Genomic DNA, 16,069 nt, shown 5'->3' on the forward strand with positions numbered 1-16,069 from the left:
ATTTACACTCCTTCGAAGCGCTCTTTCAACAGGACTATCTGTCCCAAGTGATGCTCCAGATGTTCTTCATAATCTTCGATGAGCCAGCGGAGAGTAACGGGCTCGTTTTCTCCGATTTTGCAGAGCAGATCCCCCTGCTCCGGGGTGATGGACGCGATAGTTCGCGCAGCCTGGCGGTTCAGGCTTCCCCATAAGGCGATAATTTCCTCCGAAGGAGTATGCCGGTAATCCTGCGCGGCTACCCACTCATCCTGTTTGTAGGGCTGGAACGCCGCAGGCTGCTCGGCATACCGGGTGACGATAAAACGCGGCAGATTGTTGAGAGCCGAATCGCAAAGATGGCCGAGTATTTCGTTCACGGACCATTTGTCCGCTCCGGGCCGCCTCGCAAGAAGCGTATCATCTACCGGTTCTAATAGGGACGCAATCTCATACGTTCTGTCGTGAATTCTTGCGGCAATTTCTTTCATAGGAATACCTCCGTCGGGTAGATTGATTGCTGATTTCTTACTCCAGCATACACGGAAAAATGAAATCGGAAAATTCGAAAATTTAGTTGGAATCAATCGGATATTCCGATTTATTATCTCTTTTTTTGCGCGTAAAAAAAGGCTCTATCCCTTATGGGGACAGAGCTTGACTCGGCCGAACCGTAAAACCCGTACGATCCGGCTTAGTTCATATTGATCCAGACGCTTTTGACTTCACAGTAATTGTTCAGCGCATAGGAACCCATCTCGCGTCCGAGACCGGACTGCTTGTAGCCGCCGAACGGAGAAGCCGCGTCGAATACGTTGTAGCAGTTGACCCAGACGGTGCCCGCCCGGAGCTTGCCCGCGATGTAGTGGGCATTTTTGACGTTTTCCGTCCACAGGCCGGCGGCCAGCCCGTAATCCGTATCGTTGGCGCGGGCGATCACATCGTCCAGATCTTCGAAAGGCAGGGCCGTGACGACGGGGCCGAATATTTCTTCTTTGGCGATGGTCATGCTGTCCTGAACGCCGGCAAAAACCGTCGGCGCCACGAAATAGCCTTCCTCGAATGGATTCGTTCCTCCCGTCAGCAGCTCGGCGCCTTCCTCAAGACCGCGCTCGATATAGCCGAGCACCCGGTTCTGCTGCTCCTCCGACACAAGCGGCCCGATCTGGGTGTCGGGGCTTAAGCCCGCGCCCTGCTTGAGCTTGCGGGAATACAGCACCAGGTCGGCGACGACGTTGTCGAACATCTTCTTCTGGATGAACAGCCGGGAGCCTGCGCAGCAGACCTGCCCCTGGTTGAACATAATCCCCGAAAGCGCCCCCGGAATCGCCCGGGACAAATCGGCATCGGGGAGAATGATGTTCGGGGATTTCCCGCCCAGCTCCAGCGTCACCCGCTTCAGACGGTCGGCGGCCTGGCGCATAATCGAGCGGCCGACTTCCGTGGAGCCGGTGAAGGCGATTTTGTCGACCTGCGGGTGGCCTACCAGCGCCTGGCCCGCCGTCTCGCCGTAGCCCGGCACGATGTTGACCACACCCGGCGGGAAGCCCGCTTCCTGGATCAGCCCGGCGAGATAGAGGGCCGAGAGCGGCGTCTGCTCGGCTGGCTTGAGCACGACGGTGCAGCCGGAAGCCAGCGCGGCGCCGAGCTTCCACATCGCCATGAGCAGGGGGAAGTTCCACGGGATAATCTGCCCGACCACTCCGACCGGCTCATGCCGCGTGTAGTTGAAGTAACCGCCGCTGACCGGGATCGTCTGGCCGACGATTTTCGTGGACCAGCCGGCGAAGTAGCGGAGATGCTCGACGGCCAGCGGCAGATCGGCGGCGCGCGTCTCCGCGATGGGCTTGCCGTTGTCTAGCGTTTCGAGCTGGGCGAGCTCCTCCAGATTGTCTTCGACGAGATCGGCCAGCCGGTAAATAAGCCGGCTCCGTTCCGCGGCGCTTAACCCGGGCCAGGGGCCTTCGTCGAAAGCGCGTCTGGCGGCTTTTACGGCCAGATCGATATCTTCTTCGGTCGCTTCGCTCACGACCGCCAAAATATCGCCCGTTGCCGGGTTAGGTGTCGTGAAGGTGCTCCCGTAAACGGAATCGACGAATTCTCCGTCGATGAAAAGCCGCTTTGTTCCGTTCAGGAACCGCTGGATTTTGGGTCGGACTGTCAGGGTCAGTTCGTTCATGTCACACTGCCTCCTTAGGAAAGGTATCATGCTCGGCTCAGCTAGCATCGCTTGTCATCCGTGATATTGTATCTATATCAAACTAGCGCGGAAAATATGACAGAAGTCTTGCAAAGTTTCCGGGTCTATCCCGCAGATAAGCGAACATGATAAAATAATGAGACCTTTGTTAAAAAGGGAAGAGAAGGAAGCCGGCCAGACGAGCGGGCGTACATAAGATTTGCCGGGGAAAGGGAGGTTGGGATCATGCTGCTCAGCCGGGATCAGAAAGAGCTTATTTTAGCGGTGTTGAAGAAGGAGAACAAACGGATGCTTTCGGGCCATAAAGGGCCGCTGCTTAAAAAGACCATCGCCGATTTGGAGCAGGCGCTCCGCAATGAAGCGATTAACGAAAAGCGTTGAGCGGGGAGAGATTTCCGGTCACCGGTTAAACAACAAAAAAGATCCCGGACGGGATCTTTTTCGCGGGGCCGTATGTAAGAGGCCGGATCAACTAATCGTGACTGAGTTTTAGTAGAGAGACAGGGCAAGTGTATCGCTTTCGCGGCGGGAGTGCAGAATCGCTTCCGTTCCCTCGATTTCGATGGAGATTAGGTTCTCCAGACACGTCTTTACAGCGCGTTTTCCGTTGTTCCACTTCGCTTCCAGGGCAATTTTCAATAAGCTTAATGCTTTCTTGCTCGCTTCTGTATAAAAGACGGGTATTTTTTGATTGTTAAATACGATAATGGTTTTCATGTGATTTCTACCTCCTGTAAGATAGATCAATCTTTGAAAATAGTATAAATTACGAATATTAAAGGAAACTTAAAAAAACGATAGATTTTTCAATTTTTTTTTGGAAACGATCAACCTCCGCCACAGAATGTTTGAAATTTAAGGGGAAAAGCGTTTGTTTTCATAAATTTAAAGTCAAAAACTAGGAGTTTGCCGGCTAATCCGCAAAGATCCACTTCCTACTAAACGGTTTTTCATAATATGAAACGAAATATGTTTCAGAAAAGTTTTGCTTAATGTTCAAATCCTTGGAGGTTTTAAAATGAGAACACCTATATTTTACGGTTCCGTTCATGTTTTTCTGTCCCGCAATGGGGAAACGCTTCTATTAAAGAGAAAAAATACGGGGTTCATGGACGGGAAGTGGAGTGTCGTAGCCGGAAGAATCGACGGCGGAGAAGAAGTGAAAGCCGCCGCCGTACGGGAAGCGAAGGAAGAGGCGGGAATTGACATCCGGCCCGAGGACCTGGAGATCGCCGGCATTATGCACCGCAAAAACACGAATTCCGAGTGGATCGACTTTTTTCTGAAGGCGCGCAGCTGGCAGGGCGAAATCGGCAACATGGAGCCCCATAAGTGCGAAGAGCTCCGCTGGTTCCCGGAAGACGCGCTTCCCGCCGAGATGGTGCCCTATGTGCGCGAGGCGCTTTTGAACCGGCAGGAAAGCCTCTGGTTCGAGAGCTTCGGCTGGGCGGGCGTTCCGATGCAGGCAGCACCATAAAATTACTTTAAAAAAGCTATGTTTTTGTTGTTTGTTTTTTATGGGAAAATCATGTGTTAGTTGCTTCAGAGTCAGGTATATTTATAACATAGGAAATCGAGAGAGACACACGAACACCGGAAAACACTCCAATCAGCAGCCATCGGCTTTTATAGCCCGGCTGCTTTTTTATTTCGCCGGATCATCCGAAATCTCTCTCGGTTGCCTGACCCGAAAATCCGCCCGTAACCGCCAGCCGGTCACGACGGATTTTTTTAGGATGGAAAGGAGGCGGGGAATACGAAAACAAACCGCTATAAACGTAGGCGGCCGCATGGGGCGGAGAACGCCAAAAGCGGCATCCGCGGAGGTGAAGCCCGGTGAGTACGAGCATTTTGCTTCAGACGCTCAAAAGCTTCGTAGAACAATCGGTGCGGGACACCGGAGCGGGCGATCGGCCCGTGAAAGTCCATGTCGGCTGGCTTCCCGGAGCCGAAAAGTTTCCGCCGGCCAAGCCGGATGAACCCGCGCAATTGCTGCCGGAGGGGTTGTTTCCTTTTGTCCTGCTGAGGGCGCTGGAAGGGGAGGACGGGAATGAGGAAGGCTCCGTCAAGGTCCGGCTTCATTTCGGAACTTCCTCGACCGACCCGTTCGGTTATGCGGACGTACTGAATCTGATCGAGAAAGTACGACAAGCCGTTCTTAAGAAGGAAGTCATCGGCGGGATGTTCGAGCTTCAGCGTCCGCTGAAATGGAAGCTCGCCAATACGCAGGCTTATCCGCAGTGGACAGGCGAAATGGTGACCGAATGGACCGTCCCGTCGCCCGTGCGCGAGAATCTGGTCTACGACTAAATCGTAGAGATGCAAAGTAGCCGCAGCAGCTTGAGGTTTTAAGGAGTAAGGGTTAAAGAGTTCTACCAACACCAACTTGTTCACAATCGAAGGGAGATTATTAACTATGTCAGAACGTCACGGTATTTATACAAGCGAGGTGCCTTTCTCGGTCATGACCCCGGTATCCCCGCAGGCGACCATTCCGGTCGTATTCGGTACGGCGCCCGTTCATCTGTCCAAACTGGCCGCAGCGCCGGTGAATACGCCGGTCCTTTGCAAAAGCTGGGACGAGGCGGTAGACGCTTTCGGCTACTCGGAGGACTGGGAGTCTTACACGCTGAGCGAATTCATGTACTCGCATTTCCGCTTGTACAAGCAGGCGCCGGTTGTGCTGATCAACGTTCTCGATCCGGCCGCGCACAAAACGTCCGCCGCTCCGTCCGAAGCGGTTGTGACAGCGGGAATGGCCGTACTGAGTGCGGAGGGTATCTTGCCTTCCAGCGTAACGGTTCAATCCGCGGACGGCGCGACGACTTACAGCAAGGAAAAAGACTATACGCTGGCTTTTGATAAAAAAGGCCGACTGATGCTCTCCGTTGTGAAAGGTGGCGCTATCAGCCCCGCCGCAACTGCGCTCAAAGTCGGCTACGACAAGCTGGACCGCTCCAAAGTGACGGCGGCCGATCTGATCGGCCGTACGGACGCGGCAACGGGCGAAGTGACCGGACTGGATCTGATCAAGCAGGTTTTCCCCCGCTTTCAGCTCGTTCCGACACTTGTGCTCGCTCCGGGATTCTCTCACGACCCGCAAGTCGCATCCGTGTTGGCCGCTAAAGCGGAAAGCATCAACGGCCATTTCAAAGCGATGGCGCTGACCGATCTGCCTGCCGACCGTCCGTTCACCGACCTTGCCGTTTTCAAGAAGGAAAACGGATATGCCAGCGAACGTCAAATCGCCGCTTATCCGAACGTGACTAAGGACGGCCGTACGTACCGTTTCTCCACGCACCTCGCCGGCGTCATGTGCCGCACTGATCTGGAGAGCGACGGCGTGCCGCACCGCTCCCCGTCCAACAAGCTGCTCCAAGCTGACGGAACGGTGCTGGACAACGGTAGCGAGCTTCCTCTCGGACCGGACGAAGCCGAATATTTGAACAATCAAGGCATTTTCACCGCGCTGAATTTTGTCGGAGGCTGGAAGACTTGGGGCAACCGTACGGCCGCTTTCCCGGAAATTACGGATCCGCAGAATGCGTTTATTCCGGTCCGCCGTATGTTCGACTGGATCCAGAACTCGGTCATCCTGACGTACTGGAAGCATGTCGACGATCCGGCCAACAAACGTCTCGTTGAATCAGTGACGGATTCCCTGAATATCTGGATGAACGGTCTTCAGGCGAGCGGTTATATCCTCGGGGGCCGGGTAGAGTTTATCAAAGAGGAGAATCCCGCAACCGATCTGATGAACGGCAAGCTGAAATTCCATATTTTCGTTACACCGCCGAGTCCGGCTCAGGAAATCCAGTTCAAAATCGAATATGACGCGCAGTATCTCGGCGCTATCCAATCCTAAGGAGGAATTTCAACATGGCTAAACAAGTACGCGATAAAATTGTAGGGTACACGGTATACAAGAACGGCAGTCAATTTCTGGGGGTAGCGACAGTTGAACTGCCCAGCCTCGAATATCTTTCGGAATCCGTAAAAGGTGCGGGCATCGCGGGTGAAGTCGAGAGCCCGACGATCGGCCAATTCGGTCCCATGACCTGTTCGCTGACCTGGAATACGATGGACCCGGCCGCTCTGGAGCTTCTTGCTCCCGAAGCGCATGCGCTCGATTTCCGCGCTTCCCAGCAATCTTATAATACGGCGACCGGTATTTACGCGACCGAAGGCGCCAAGATTACGGTCCGCGCTTTTCCTAAAACAGGTACGCTGGGCAGCCTCGAAGTCGGTGCGGCGATGGAAGGTTCCACCGAGTTTGAAGTCGTTTACCTGAAAGTGTCCGTAGGCGGCAAAGTGATGCTGGAAGTGGACAAATTCAACTACATTTTTGTCGTGAACGGCAAAGATCAGCTCGCATCCGTCCGCGCGGATCTCGCACTTTAATTCCAATTTATCCGATATCTGAAGGGAGAAATTAATCCATGTCCGAAAATAAAACCAAAACTCCAGCCGCAGAAGCAGGTCAAACCGAAACGGTCGATGAGCGTGTCTATAAGCTCAGTCGGCCGTTTACTTTTGAGGGAACCGAATATACCGAGCTGCTGCTTGATTTCGACAGCTTGACGGGCGGAGACCTGCTCTCTTGCGAGGGACAAATGAATACGATGTCCTCGGGTAACGAAGTCGTGCCAGTGAAGCAAATTTCCCAGACGTATCAAGCTTTGGTAGCTGCCCGCGCGGCCAAAGTCCCCATGGATCTGATTAAGGCGCTTCCCGGCAAAGATTTCTCCAAAATTCTTGTCCGGTCGCAAAATTTTTTGCTGGGCTAGGGATGGGCAGAGAAGGGGGACGCACCCTGCGCAAGCTGGTGGCCTCCTTCTCGGTTGCCACCAAGACGCCCATTCCTTACTGGCTCAGTCTTCCGGTAGCCGATCTGCTGGAGTGGACGGAGCCGATCCAAGAGGTAACTGCGAAAAGGGGGTGAGACTAGATGGCTAAAGGCTCGAAAAATCAGGCGAACGTAAGTCTTAAGCTGGATAAATCGACAGTGGAAAACGTCACTAGTATGATTAAAAATATTCAGGATGCGCTTCAACAGTTAGTTACGGTTAATATTCCACCAGGTCTATTTAAGCCGCTTAGTGAAGAAGTGAAAGAAACCGATTCTGCACTTAAGAAAGCTAAAAAGACACTCGACGGTTTTGCTAATGGACTTAAGACTATAAAAGGCATTCAGGCTTCTTTCATGGGCGTAGTCACTAAAATCGATGAATTTAATGTAGCCATGAAGCAAGTTCAGGCGTCAACAGGGGTCAGTAAAACCGAAATGGTTGAGCTGGAGGCTTCGGCGAAAGCTTTGTATAAGCAAAATCTCGGAGGTACCTGGAATGATCTTGCAGGCTCGTTATCCACCGTTAAACAGCTGACTAATCAACAGGGTGCCGCTTTACAGGAAACGACTAAAAACGCGATTGTCTTTAAAGACGTTTTCGGAAAAGATGTAAAATCGTCCGCCGCTTCAGCTGAGTACATGATGAACGATTTCGGTATTACGAGTACGGAAGCCTATAACTTATTTGCTCAGGGTGCTCAGAAGGGCCTGGAGAAATCGGGAAATCTTTTGGATTCCGTGAATAAATACGGGGCCCATTTTAAAACCATGGGTTTTTCGGCAAACCAAATGTTCAATACCTTCGGCTTGGGAACAAAGCTGGGTGCATCCGGGTTAGATATTATCGGCGGGGCCATGAAAGAATTTAGCACAACCTCTACAAGTGGCAGCAAGGATAGTGTCGCGGCATTTAAAGCCCTTAATATGGATGCTAAAAGTATGACCCAAATTTTCTCGAAAGGCGGTCCGGAAGCTCAAGCCGCTTTCAATAAAGTTGCAACTTCCCTGGCATCTATCACAGATCCGATGAAGCGCAATGAAATCGGCATTAAATTATTCGGAACTTCTTTTAAAGGACTACAGCAGGACGTGCTCATGGCTATGGGATCGGCAAGAAGCGAATTTGATATGACAAAAAATACGATGGCCCAGCTTTCCACTGTGAAATATGACACATTAGGAGATGCTTTTACATCGATTGGCAGACAACTTTTTGTTGAGATTTTGCAGCCGATTCAAAACATGGCCATGCCTGTATTAGCTCAGTTTGCAGATTCTCTTATCATTGCCATTCCGGCTGTAAAAACGGCGATTAATGAAGTATTTAACACGGTCATGACTATGGGACCTCAGATTGGTTCATTTATTACCGGTTTTTTAGAGGAGCATCAAAAAGCTATACTCGGGGTTGCTGGGGTTCTAACCCTGATTTTTGGACCTACTCTTGTCAAAACTGGTTTACAAGCTTTAACAGCAGGCTATCAAGTAGTCACAAACTTTGTTGGAAGCATTGTGAAGGCAGGTGTTGAGTCGGTCGTTGCAGCGGGTAAAATGACAGGGAGTATTATAGCTGCCATGTATAAATTCGCTGCTCAGGGATGGCAATCTGCACTAGCGTTAGGAAGAACCACCTTGGCAGCAATGAAGAATGGAATAGCCATGGTAGCTTTAGGAATTCAGTATAATCTCTTAAGGGCTTACCAAATTGCATCCGCTTTCTCGACTTGGGCTTTGACAGCTGCTACAAGAGCTCTGAACTTGGCTTTCTCAGCCAATCCTATTACATTGGTCGTAATTGCATTGGCGGCTTTAGTAGCAGGAGGAATAGCGCTCTATAAAAACTGGGATACGGTGAAAGCGAAGGCGTACGATCTGTGGACTGCCATACAGAACGCATTCGGTGGCATAGGAGCTTTTTTCAGTAATCTCTGGACGGATATAAAAAATGGGGCAATTGATGGGATAAACTTCGTCATTGATACTATCAATTCAGGCATCCGAAAACTAAACGGTGTGAGCTTCAATATACCTGATTGGCTTGGGGGCGGAACTTTCGGAATGAACATCCGGGAGATTCCAACTATCGGTAAAGGCTCTTCTTCCCAAGGAGCCCAAAATAACGGTTATCCGACTACCGGAGCAGGCTCTTCTTCCCAAAGGGTATTAATTAACGGCTATCCGCTTATCGGAACAGGTTATTCCCCCAAAGGAGCCTCATTTAACGGTTACGCTAATGGCGGGATTGTCTCAAGTCCCGAGCTCGCCTGGATCGGCGAAGGCGGAGACCGCGAAGTCATCATTCCGATCAACAATTCGGACCGCAGCCGCGGATTGTATGCGGCCGCAGGCCGGATGCTGGGCGTTTCGCCTGCCGGAGGTTCGTCCGGAAGCGGGGCCTTTGTTTTTAACCCGTCGTATAACTTCTACGGAAATGCCGATCAGGCCGCTGTCCAGCAGATGGAGCAGAGAACGAGACGGGATTTTGAAAGAGAATTCAACACCTATTTACGTCAAAAAGCGCGGGTGAGCTTCGTATGATTTACACCACGATTCAAGGAGATACCTGGGATGGGCTCTCTTATCAGTTTTACGGGAGCGAGCGGTTTATGCCGCTCCTCTTGAATTTTAACGAGAAACATGCGAATATCGTCGTTTTTCCGGCCGGCATCACACTTGAAATTCCGCCTAAACCGGCCCAGTCGTCGGATACGCTCCCACCATGGAAAAGGAGGGATCCCGTATGAAGGACGTATTGGACGGAAGGAGGGCGGAGCTGGTCGTCGAGTACAACGGGAAAGATATTACCCAATCCTTGGCGGATTCTCTTGTGGATTTTACGTACAACGATGCGGCGCCTGGATCGCTCGACGATATTCAGCTTTCGCTTGAAGACAGGCTGCAAAATTGGCAGGGGCCCTGGTCGCCGTCAGCCGGCGATACGATCAAGGCCGAAATCAGGACCTTTGGCTGGAATTACCCGGAGGAGGAACAAACGCTCCCCTGCGGGACGTTTGAAGTCGACTCCTTCGATTTCGGCGGTCCGCCGGACACCGTAAGCATTAAGGCTGTTTCGCTGCCCGTCGATTCCGGCATCCGTCAGGAGAAGCGCACGAAGGCGTGGGAAAACGTCACTCTGCGCACGTTGGCGGGCGATGTGGCACGAGCGGCCGGATTGACGCTGTTCTATTCGGCTGACGTCAATCCTTCCTATGAGAGGCTGGAACAGACCGATCAGTCCGATTTGGGCTTTTTGAACGAGCAGGCCATGAAAGAAGGAATTGCCGTAAAAGTATCCGAAGGCCAGCTCGTCTTGTTCGATGAAGCGGAGTATGAGAAAAAGGAACCGGCGCTGACCCTGGTCCGCAGAGAAGATGCCGTTGCGAGTCACAAGTTCGGCTGGAGCACCGCATATACCGCTTACCGGGCCTGCGAGGTCACTTATTCGGATTCCGCGAAAAACAAGACCTATCAGGCGATGTACGTGCCTCCGGGCGCTCCGGCGGAAGGACCGGTTTTGAAAATCAACGAACAGGTTGATTCCGAGGCGGCGGCTATGCGTCTTGCGGCCAAGAGCCTCCGCGAGAAGAACAAAGAAGCCGGAAAAGCGAGCCTCTCCTTGTCCGGGGATGTCCGCATGGCTTCGGGGGTCACCCTTCTTCTTCAGGGATGGAACCGGTTCGACGGCAAATACTTGATCGAGAGTGCAAGCCACAAAGTGGGCAGCGGCGGCTACACGACCGATATTGAAATCCGAAAAGTACTGGGGTGGTGAGATGGCTTCAGAAAATCCTGTAATCCGGGCCGGCATCGTATCCAGCGTGCAGGCTTCAGAGGGGACCGTGCGGGTCACTTTTCCGGACCGGAATCATTACGTTACGGCCGGTCTGCCGGTCGTTTCTCCCATGGGAGGATGGGCGCGCGGCAACAGCCTGCCGGCGGTGGGCGAGAATGTGCTTTGTGTCTTTGCGGGAAGCGGTCTTCAGGCGGGTTTCTGCCTGGGGACTTTTTTTACGGCCGACAAAAGACCTCCCGGCGTACCGTCGCAGCGCGGCGTGTGGTTTGAAGACGGCAGCAGCGTCTATTACGACCGGCAATCGGGCGTGCTCCATGTTAAACCTGCCGGCAGCGTGAAAATCGAGGGCGACCTGATCGTAACCGGAACTTTAACGAGAGGCGGTGAGGCGCTATGATCGGGACATTGGGCGATATTGTGTTTATTGCGACTGCCGACACGATACGGACTTTCGACGATTTTAAAAGAAGCAGCTCAAGCCGTTGGGCCAAACATGAGATTCTCGGCAAAAAAGCCAGGACGCAGTGGATCGGTCCGGGTTTGGACACGATCTCTTTTACGATGCGGTTTGACCTCCGGTACGGAATTAACCCGCGCAAAGAGCTGGACAAGCTGGTAGAAACCGAGCGTTCCGGCAAAGCGATGTCTCTCACTATAGGCGGTAAGGGGCTGGGCGTAGCCTTTTGGGTCATTACGTCTCTGGAGCAATCTTGGGATAAAGTCGATAACCGGGGCAATATTTTGCTCGCGTCGGCTTCCGTTTCTTTGGAGGAATATGTATGAAAATAGACTATACCGTTGATATGCGAGAGCCGGAAGGATTTTATTTCGGCCCCATGAGCGAAGCGGAAGAGGTCATCCAGAACTTGCGGACGATTCTGAGCCTGCCTGCGGGCTCGGCTCCTTTTGCCAGGAATATGGGGATTCCGTTCGAAGAACTTGACGAACCTATGCCCGTTGCGAAAGCCCGGATGGGCGGCAGCGTGATGAACGCGATTCTGGAACAAGAGCCGAGAGCTCTGGTGGAAGAGATCCGTTTTTACGAAGATGAAACGAGCGGAAGCGCAGGCAGGCTTATCCCTGTCGTCCGCTTTAGGCTGAGAGAGGGGTGAAAAGTTTGAACGAAGGCGCTTATCCATTCATACAGGAGGATGCGGCGGAAACGATTCAGGAAATTCTGGCCGTACATGAGGCGATTACGGGCCGTAAGCTTTTTCCGGCTGACCCCGAACGCCTTTTTTTGATGTCGCTGGCGAATATGATCGTGCATCAGCGCGTGCTGATCAACCAGACGGCGAGGCAAAATCTGCTGCGTTACGCAAGGGGAACCCTGCTCGATCATATGGGTGAAATGACCGAAACGAAGCGGCTTCAAGCGGCGCCTGCCGTTACGACTGTGGAGTTTACGCTGTCCATGCCGCTCAATTCGGCCACGCTGATTCCGAAAGGGACCCGGATCGGTCCCCAGGGCGGCGGCGGGGCGCTTTATTTCGTGACGACAGAAGTCGTCGAAATTGCGCAGGGACAGCTAAAGGCGTCCGTATCCGCGGAATGCGCGGTACCGGGGACAGTCGGGAACGGGTTTGAACCGGGGATATTGAACGTCCTCGTGGACCCGGTTCCGTTTGTCGTTAGCGTCCGCAATACGACGGAATCTTCGGGAGGTTCCGAGACCGAGTCGGACGATGCATACCGCGAACGGATCCGAACCGCTCCGGAGTCGTTCTCGACAGCGGGGCCGGAAGGCGCGTACGAATACTGGGCGAAATCGGCGAATCCCGCCATCGTGGACGTAGGGGTGCACTCTCCCGCCGAAGGCGAGGTTGTCGTGCTGCCGCTTCTGCATGGAGGCGAGCTGCCGACCGCGGATGTTCTGGATGCGGTAAAAGAGGCCGTCAACGACCGGAAGGTTAGACCGCTCACCGACCGTGTCACCGTGCAGGCGCCGGAAGCAGTGCCTTACGACATCGGCCTGACCTATTGGGTCAGCCGCAGCCGGGCCGCCGATTCGGCTGCGATTCAAGCGGCCGTCGCGGGAGCGGTCGAGGGATACCGGCTCTGGCAGAAATCCAGACTCGGCCGGGACATCAACCCTTCCGAGTTGATCGGCCGCGTGATGGCGGCGGGAGCCCTGCGCGTGAATGTCGCCAGCCCGGCGTACACGGAGCTTTCCGCCCTTAAAGTCGCTCAGGACGGCAAAGTAAATATCGTATATGGAGGGCTTGCCGATGATTGAGCTCAAACACGCAAGCCTGCTGGACATTTTGCCGCCGAATTTGAAGAGAGACGAGACCGTGAGGGCGGCGGCTCTTTCTTTGGACGGGCAGCTGCGGCAGCTTAGCGAAGAAATCGGACGTTTGACATACTACGACCGGCTGGACAAGCTGAACGAGGAAGAGGCGGACGAGCTGGCGTGGCAGTTTCACGTCGATTTCTACGAGCCGGAGCTTCCTCTGGAGCAAAAACGCGAGCTCGTCCGGAACGCTTTCCGCTGGCACAAACGCAAAGGAACGCCTTCCGCTGTGGAAGAGCTGGTCGCCGCGCTTTTCGGCGAAGGCAAAGTCGAAGAATGGTTCGAATACGGCGGTCAGCCTTTCCGTTTCCGGGTCATCACGAACAACCCGGAAGTGACGCAGGAAAGAGCGCTCGAATTTTACCGGGCGGTCGAGTCCGTTAAACGGCTCAGCGCCCGGCTCGAGCGTGTGATTTTATCCCAGACGGAAGAAATGCCTCTTTATGTCGGGGGCATTTTCCATATGGGCGAAAAAATGACAATTAGGCAGGTGGGATAATGGGAGCCTTTGGCGGATTTGTATTGACGAACAAAGGGCGAAATTTGCAGGCCAAAGCCCAGACGGGCGTAACGCTGAACTATACCCGGATGGGAATAGGGGACGGGCAGCTTGGCGGGCAGTCCATTCCGGTGTTGACTAAACTGATCGGCGAAAAGAAATCCTTGGCGATTTCGAAGCTGAAAATCCAGACCCAGGGACGTGCGGTCATCGGAGCCGTACTGTCCAATCAGGATGTGACAACCGGGTTTTATTTCCGGGAAATCGGAATTTATGCGCAAGACCCGGACGAGGGAGAAATTCTGTACTGCTACGGCAATGCCGGCGCCAACGCGGAATACATTCCGCCCGTTGGCGGGGCGGACATCATCGAGAAGTCCATCGATGCGATTGTGGTTGTAGGCAATGCGGCGAATGTGACGGCGACCATTGATAGTTCTCTCGTATATGCGACTCAAGGCGATCTTCAAGACGCCGAAAATAGGTCGAAGAAATATACCGATGAACAAATTGGGGCTATTGACGTAAACATTACGGGTGAGGAAATTTTAACGGAATTGAAAAAGGTAGACGGCGCCGGGAGCGGGCTTGACGCCGATCTGCTTCAAGGTAAATCACCTTCCGCTTTTCTTGAGAAAGCAACGGGCGGTACGATCAAAGGTCCGGTTGTGGTCGACACCACTAACCAGACCGGCAAACAAGTGTCCGTTAACGCGTGGGGGGATTTAAGCGCCAGCAGCGGCGGTCAGACCGTGTGGGGGAACAACTGTTACGTAGATCAGAGCGGGAAGCATCGCTTCTCCAATACCCACCAAACTCTCGGTGCTTCGGGTATACGGCTGAATTACGGGAATATCGAGTATTTTGATACCGGCCGGATTGCTACTACTGCCGGGGCTGAGTTCACTCCGGTTTGGAAAACGTTTATGCCATCCGTATCCAGCGGCGGCGTTAGCGAATTTTTAAAAGGGAAATTTGCAGGCGATGGCGATGCACTTTCTCTTTATGGTGTCGGTCATGTATACCAGGCTTTATTTCCGGAGGGAGCCTCTAAAGGAAGGAAAGGATATATCGGATATCCCGGGGCTGGACAGCATACCCTTAATATCGTCAATGAATACACGGATGGCGGTATTAATCTAATCACCCAGCAAGGACAAATGGCTAAATGGAACGGTGACGAGCTCTTAACGCGGAAGACAACAGTGATCAGTGGTACGGACCTCAACAATATAAAACAAACCGGCTTTTACAACGGGGAAGGCTGCCCGAATGCGCCTGGTGCAGGATGGTATTACTATGAGGTCATTTCGCACACCCTCGATACGAACTGGGTTAAACAAACAGCCCATGACTTCTTTACAGACAAAGTATTTGTCCGGAGAGGGGAATCCAGTGCAGGCGTAACGACCTGGCATCCATGGCGGCAAGTCGTAACAAATGAAACCGTTCGAGTAAACGGTGGAAAACTAGAGTATTGGAATGGGAGCGAATGGAAACCTGCCGGTCTGGGTGGAGCGGAGGGAGTGCCGGTTGGATTTGCAGCAAGTTCTACGACTTGGAGTAAATCGGTGTCTTGCAAAGAGGGGTTGCATAGTTTTTTCCCTTATAAAGATAAGCTGTATTGTCTAGATTCAAAAGGGCTCAATAAAATCGAGCTTACGGATATGAGCCTGCTTAAAACAGTTTCGTCCGACTTTAATCCGACTCATATTGCTGTTTATAAAGATAGAGTATATACCTATTCATATAACAACTATACCGTCGGTGTCTATGATCTGGATTTGAATTTGATTTTAAGGAAAGATATCGGGTATTTCAATGATGTTGCTGTAGGAAACGATGCTTTTTACGGAATCGAAAACAATTGCAGTATTTCGTACTTTGATTTGAACTTGAATCTTGTAAAGACAATACCTGGAGGTACCAACGAAACGTTCAAGAAGAAGCTAATGATCGGCTCAAATGGCCGAGTCTATTTTGATTATTATGGTAAAAGTATGGGTACTTTTCAATATTATTTGCGTGTATTGGATGCTCAGCTAAACTATATTACTTTGTATGGATTAGGAGTTTACGATACGGATTATACCGTGACGCCTAAAGGGACAGTGGCTTATCTTTATAAAGATAGCTCATGGTCGGATAAGCCGGTATATATTGGTTATATAAGACCGGATGGAACCTCCTACTCTTTTAACTCGGGAACAGAAATGATCAAAGGTTTGGGAGCCGGAATAGTTTCCGGTTTCTATATTTTTAAAGGAAATACACTTGAATTGTTATCCGAAGAAGCTCTCCCTTTAGCAAGTACCAGTTATTCTGTCTCCAGTATTTGGGATTATAGTGCAATTGTTTCTGATTCGCTGGGAGGGGTCTTAGTTCAAAGAAGAATAAGTGGGGATTATTACCTGTATCGAATTATGACTCGAATCAAATTTGAACAACCATAGATG

Annotated in this window: 19 protein-coding genes; 16 read left to right on the forward strand and 3 right to left on the reverse strand. The window is 52.2% G+C overall.

Annotated elements, in window-relative coordinates; translation table 11 throughout:
- Positions 1–2: 2 nt before the first annotated feature.
- Both KVT34_RS02005 and KVT34_RS02010 read right to left on the reverse strand, forming a co-directional pair.
- Positions 3–470 carry a DinB family protein gene (locus KVT34_RS02005; RefSeq protein ID WP_217556407.1) on the reverse strand — a complete coding sequence of 156 codons (468 nt, stop codon included), beginning with the start codon at positions 468–470 and terminating at the stop codon, positions 3–5.
- Between the two features lie 203 nt (positions 471–673).
- Positions 674–2,158 carry an aldehyde dehydrogenase family protein gene (locus tag KVT34_RS02010; RefSeq protein WP_217556408.1) on the reverse strand — a complete coding sequence of 495 codons (1,485 nt, stop codon included), beginning with the start codon at positions 2,156–2,158 and terminating at the stop codon, positions 674–676.
- Positions 2,159–2,404: 246 nt separating this feature from the next.
- Here KVT34_RS02010 and KVT34_RS02015 point away from each other — a divergent pair, with 246 nt between their 5' ends.
- On the forward strand, positions 2,405–2,560 hold the full coding sequence (locus tag KVT34_RS02015) for a hypothetical protein (protein WP_217556409.1): 156 nt from the start codon (positions 2,405–2,407) through the stop codon (positions 2,558–2,560).
- A 108-nt stretch (positions 2,561–2,668) separates the two neighbouring features.
- On the opposite strand, the gene KVT34_RS02020 is transcribed toward KVT34_RS02015, so the two are convergent.
- On the reverse strand, positions 2,669–2,896 hold the full coding sequence (locus KVT34_RS02020) for a hypothetical protein (RefSeq protein ID WP_009675610.1): 228 nt from the start codon (positions 2,894–2,896) through the stop codon (positions 2,669–2,671).
- A gap of 301 nt (positions 2,897–3,197) precedes the next feature.
- Here KVT34_RS02020 and KVT34_RS02025 point away from each other — a divergent pair, with 301 nt between their 5' ends.
- The 15 genes from KVT34_RS02025 to KVT34_RS02095 all read left to right on the forward strand — a co-directional run bounded on the left by KVT34_RS02025 (position 3,198) and on the right by KVT34_RS02095 (position 16,066).
- Positions 3,198–3,656 carry an NUDIX hydrolase gene (locus KVT34_RS02025; RefSeq protein WP_217556410.1) on the forward strand — a complete coding sequence of 153 codons (459 nt, stop codon included), beginning with the start codon at positions 3,198–3,200 and terminating at the stop codon, positions 3,654–3,656.
- Between the two features lie 359 nt (positions 3,657–4,015).
- Positions 4,016–4,489: a hypothetical protein gene (locus KVT34_RS02030; protein ID WP_217556411.1), complete on the forward strand. Its 474-nt coding sequence runs from the start codon at positions 4,016–4,018 to the stop codon at positions 4,487–4,489.
- A gap of 106 nt (positions 4,490–4,595) precedes the next feature.
- A complete protein-coding gene (locus KVT34_RS02035; protein WP_217556412.1) occupies positions 4,596–6,044 on the forward strand; it encodes a phage tail sheath family protein in 1,449 nt (482 codons plus the stop codon).
- Positions 6,045–6,058: 14 nt separating this feature from the next.
- Complete coding sequence (locus KVT34_RS02040) at positions 6,059–6,580, forward strand: phage major tail tube protein (RefSeq protein ID WP_042228246.1); 522 nt, start codon at positions 6,059–6,061, stop codon at positions 6,578–6,580.
- A 38-nt stretch (positions 6,581–6,618) separates the two neighbouring features.
- Entirely contained in the window at positions 6,619–6,966 is a 348-nt protein-coding gene (locus tag KVT34_RS02045; protein ID WP_217556413.1) for a phage tail assembly protein, read from the forward strand.
- 2 nt (positions 6,967–6,968) lie between these two features.
- Positions 6,969–7,121 carry a hypothetical protein gene (locus tag KVT34_RS02050; RefSeq protein WP_217556414.1) on the forward strand — a complete coding sequence of 51 codons (153 nt, stop codon included), beginning with the start codon at positions 6,969–6,971 and terminating at the stop codon, positions 7,119–7,121.
- Positions 7,122–7,127: 6 nt separating this feature from the next.
- Positions 7,128–9,566, forward strand: coding sequence for a phage tail tape measure protein (locus tag KVT34_RS02055; RefSeq protein WP_217556415.1), 2,439 nt, complete (start codon positions 7,128–7,130; stop codon positions 9,564–9,566).
- Positions 9,563–9,772: a tail protein X gene (locus tag KVT34_RS02060; protein WP_217556416.1), complete on the forward strand. Its 210-nt coding sequence runs from the start codon at positions 9,563–9,565 to the stop codon at positions 9,770–9,772. Before KVT34_RS02055 ends, KVT34_RS02060 begins: the two co-directional genes overlap by 4 nt.
- The gene (locus KVT34_RS02065) at positions 9,769–10,800 is read left to right on the forward strand and encodes a phage late control D family protein (protein WP_217556417.1); all 1,032 of its coding nucleotides are present in this window, start codon (positions 9,769–9,771) and stop codon (positions 10,798–10,800) included. The genes KVT34_RS02060 and KVT34_RS02065 overlap by 4 nt, the downstream gene beginning before the upstream one ends.
- 1 nt (position 10,801) lies before the next feature.
- Positions 10,802–11,218 (forward strand): phage baseplate assembly protein V, encoded by a 417-nt coding sequence (locus KVT34_RS02070; protein WP_217556418.1) that lies wholly within the window; start codon positions 10,802–10,804, stop codon positions 11,216–11,218.
- Complete coding sequence (locus tag KVT34_RS02075) at positions 11,215–11,604, forward strand: phage tail protein (RefSeq protein WP_042228236.1); 390 nt, start codon at positions 11,215–11,217, stop codon at positions 11,602–11,604. The genes KVT34_RS02070 and KVT34_RS02075 overlap by 4 nt, the downstream gene beginning before the upstream one ends.
- On the forward strand, positions 11,601–11,933 hold the full coding sequence (locus KVT34_RS02080; RefSeq protein ID WP_254634501.1) for a GPW/gp25 family protein: 333 nt from the start codon (positions 11,601–11,603) through the stop codon (positions 11,931–11,933). The genes KVT34_RS02075 and KVT34_RS02080 overlap by 4 nt, the downstream gene beginning before the upstream one ends.
- Positions 11,930–13,057 carry a baseplate assembly protein gene (locus KVT34_RS02085; RefSeq protein WP_309244052.1) on the forward strand — a complete coding sequence of 376 codons (1,128 nt, stop codon included), beginning with the start codon at positions 11,930–11,932 and terminating at the stop codon, positions 13,055–13,057. The genes KVT34_RS02080 and KVT34_RS02085 overlap by 4 nt, the downstream gene beginning before the upstream one ends.
- Positions 13,050–13,613, forward strand: coding sequence for a phage tail protein I (locus KVT34_RS02090; protein WP_217556419.1), 564 nt, complete (start codon positions 13,050–13,052; stop codon positions 13,611–13,613). Before KVT34_RS02085 ends, KVT34_RS02090 begins: the two co-directional genes overlap by 8 nt.
- On the forward strand, positions 13,613–16,066 hold the full coding sequence (locus tag KVT34_RS02095) for a phage tail-collar fiber domain-containing protein (protein ID WP_217556420.1): 2,454 nt from the start codon (positions 13,613–13,615) through the stop codon (positions 16,064–16,066). The genes KVT34_RS02090 and KVT34_RS02095 overlap by 1 nt, the downstream gene beginning before the upstream one ends.
- Positions 16,067–16,069 lie beyond the last annotated feature (3 nt).

Source organism: Paenibacillus sp. GbtcB18 (assembly GCF_019091125.1).
GTDB classification, from domain to species: Bacteria; Bacillota; Bacilli; order Paenibacillales; family NBRC-103111; genus Paenibacillus_F; species Paenibacillus_F chitinolyticus.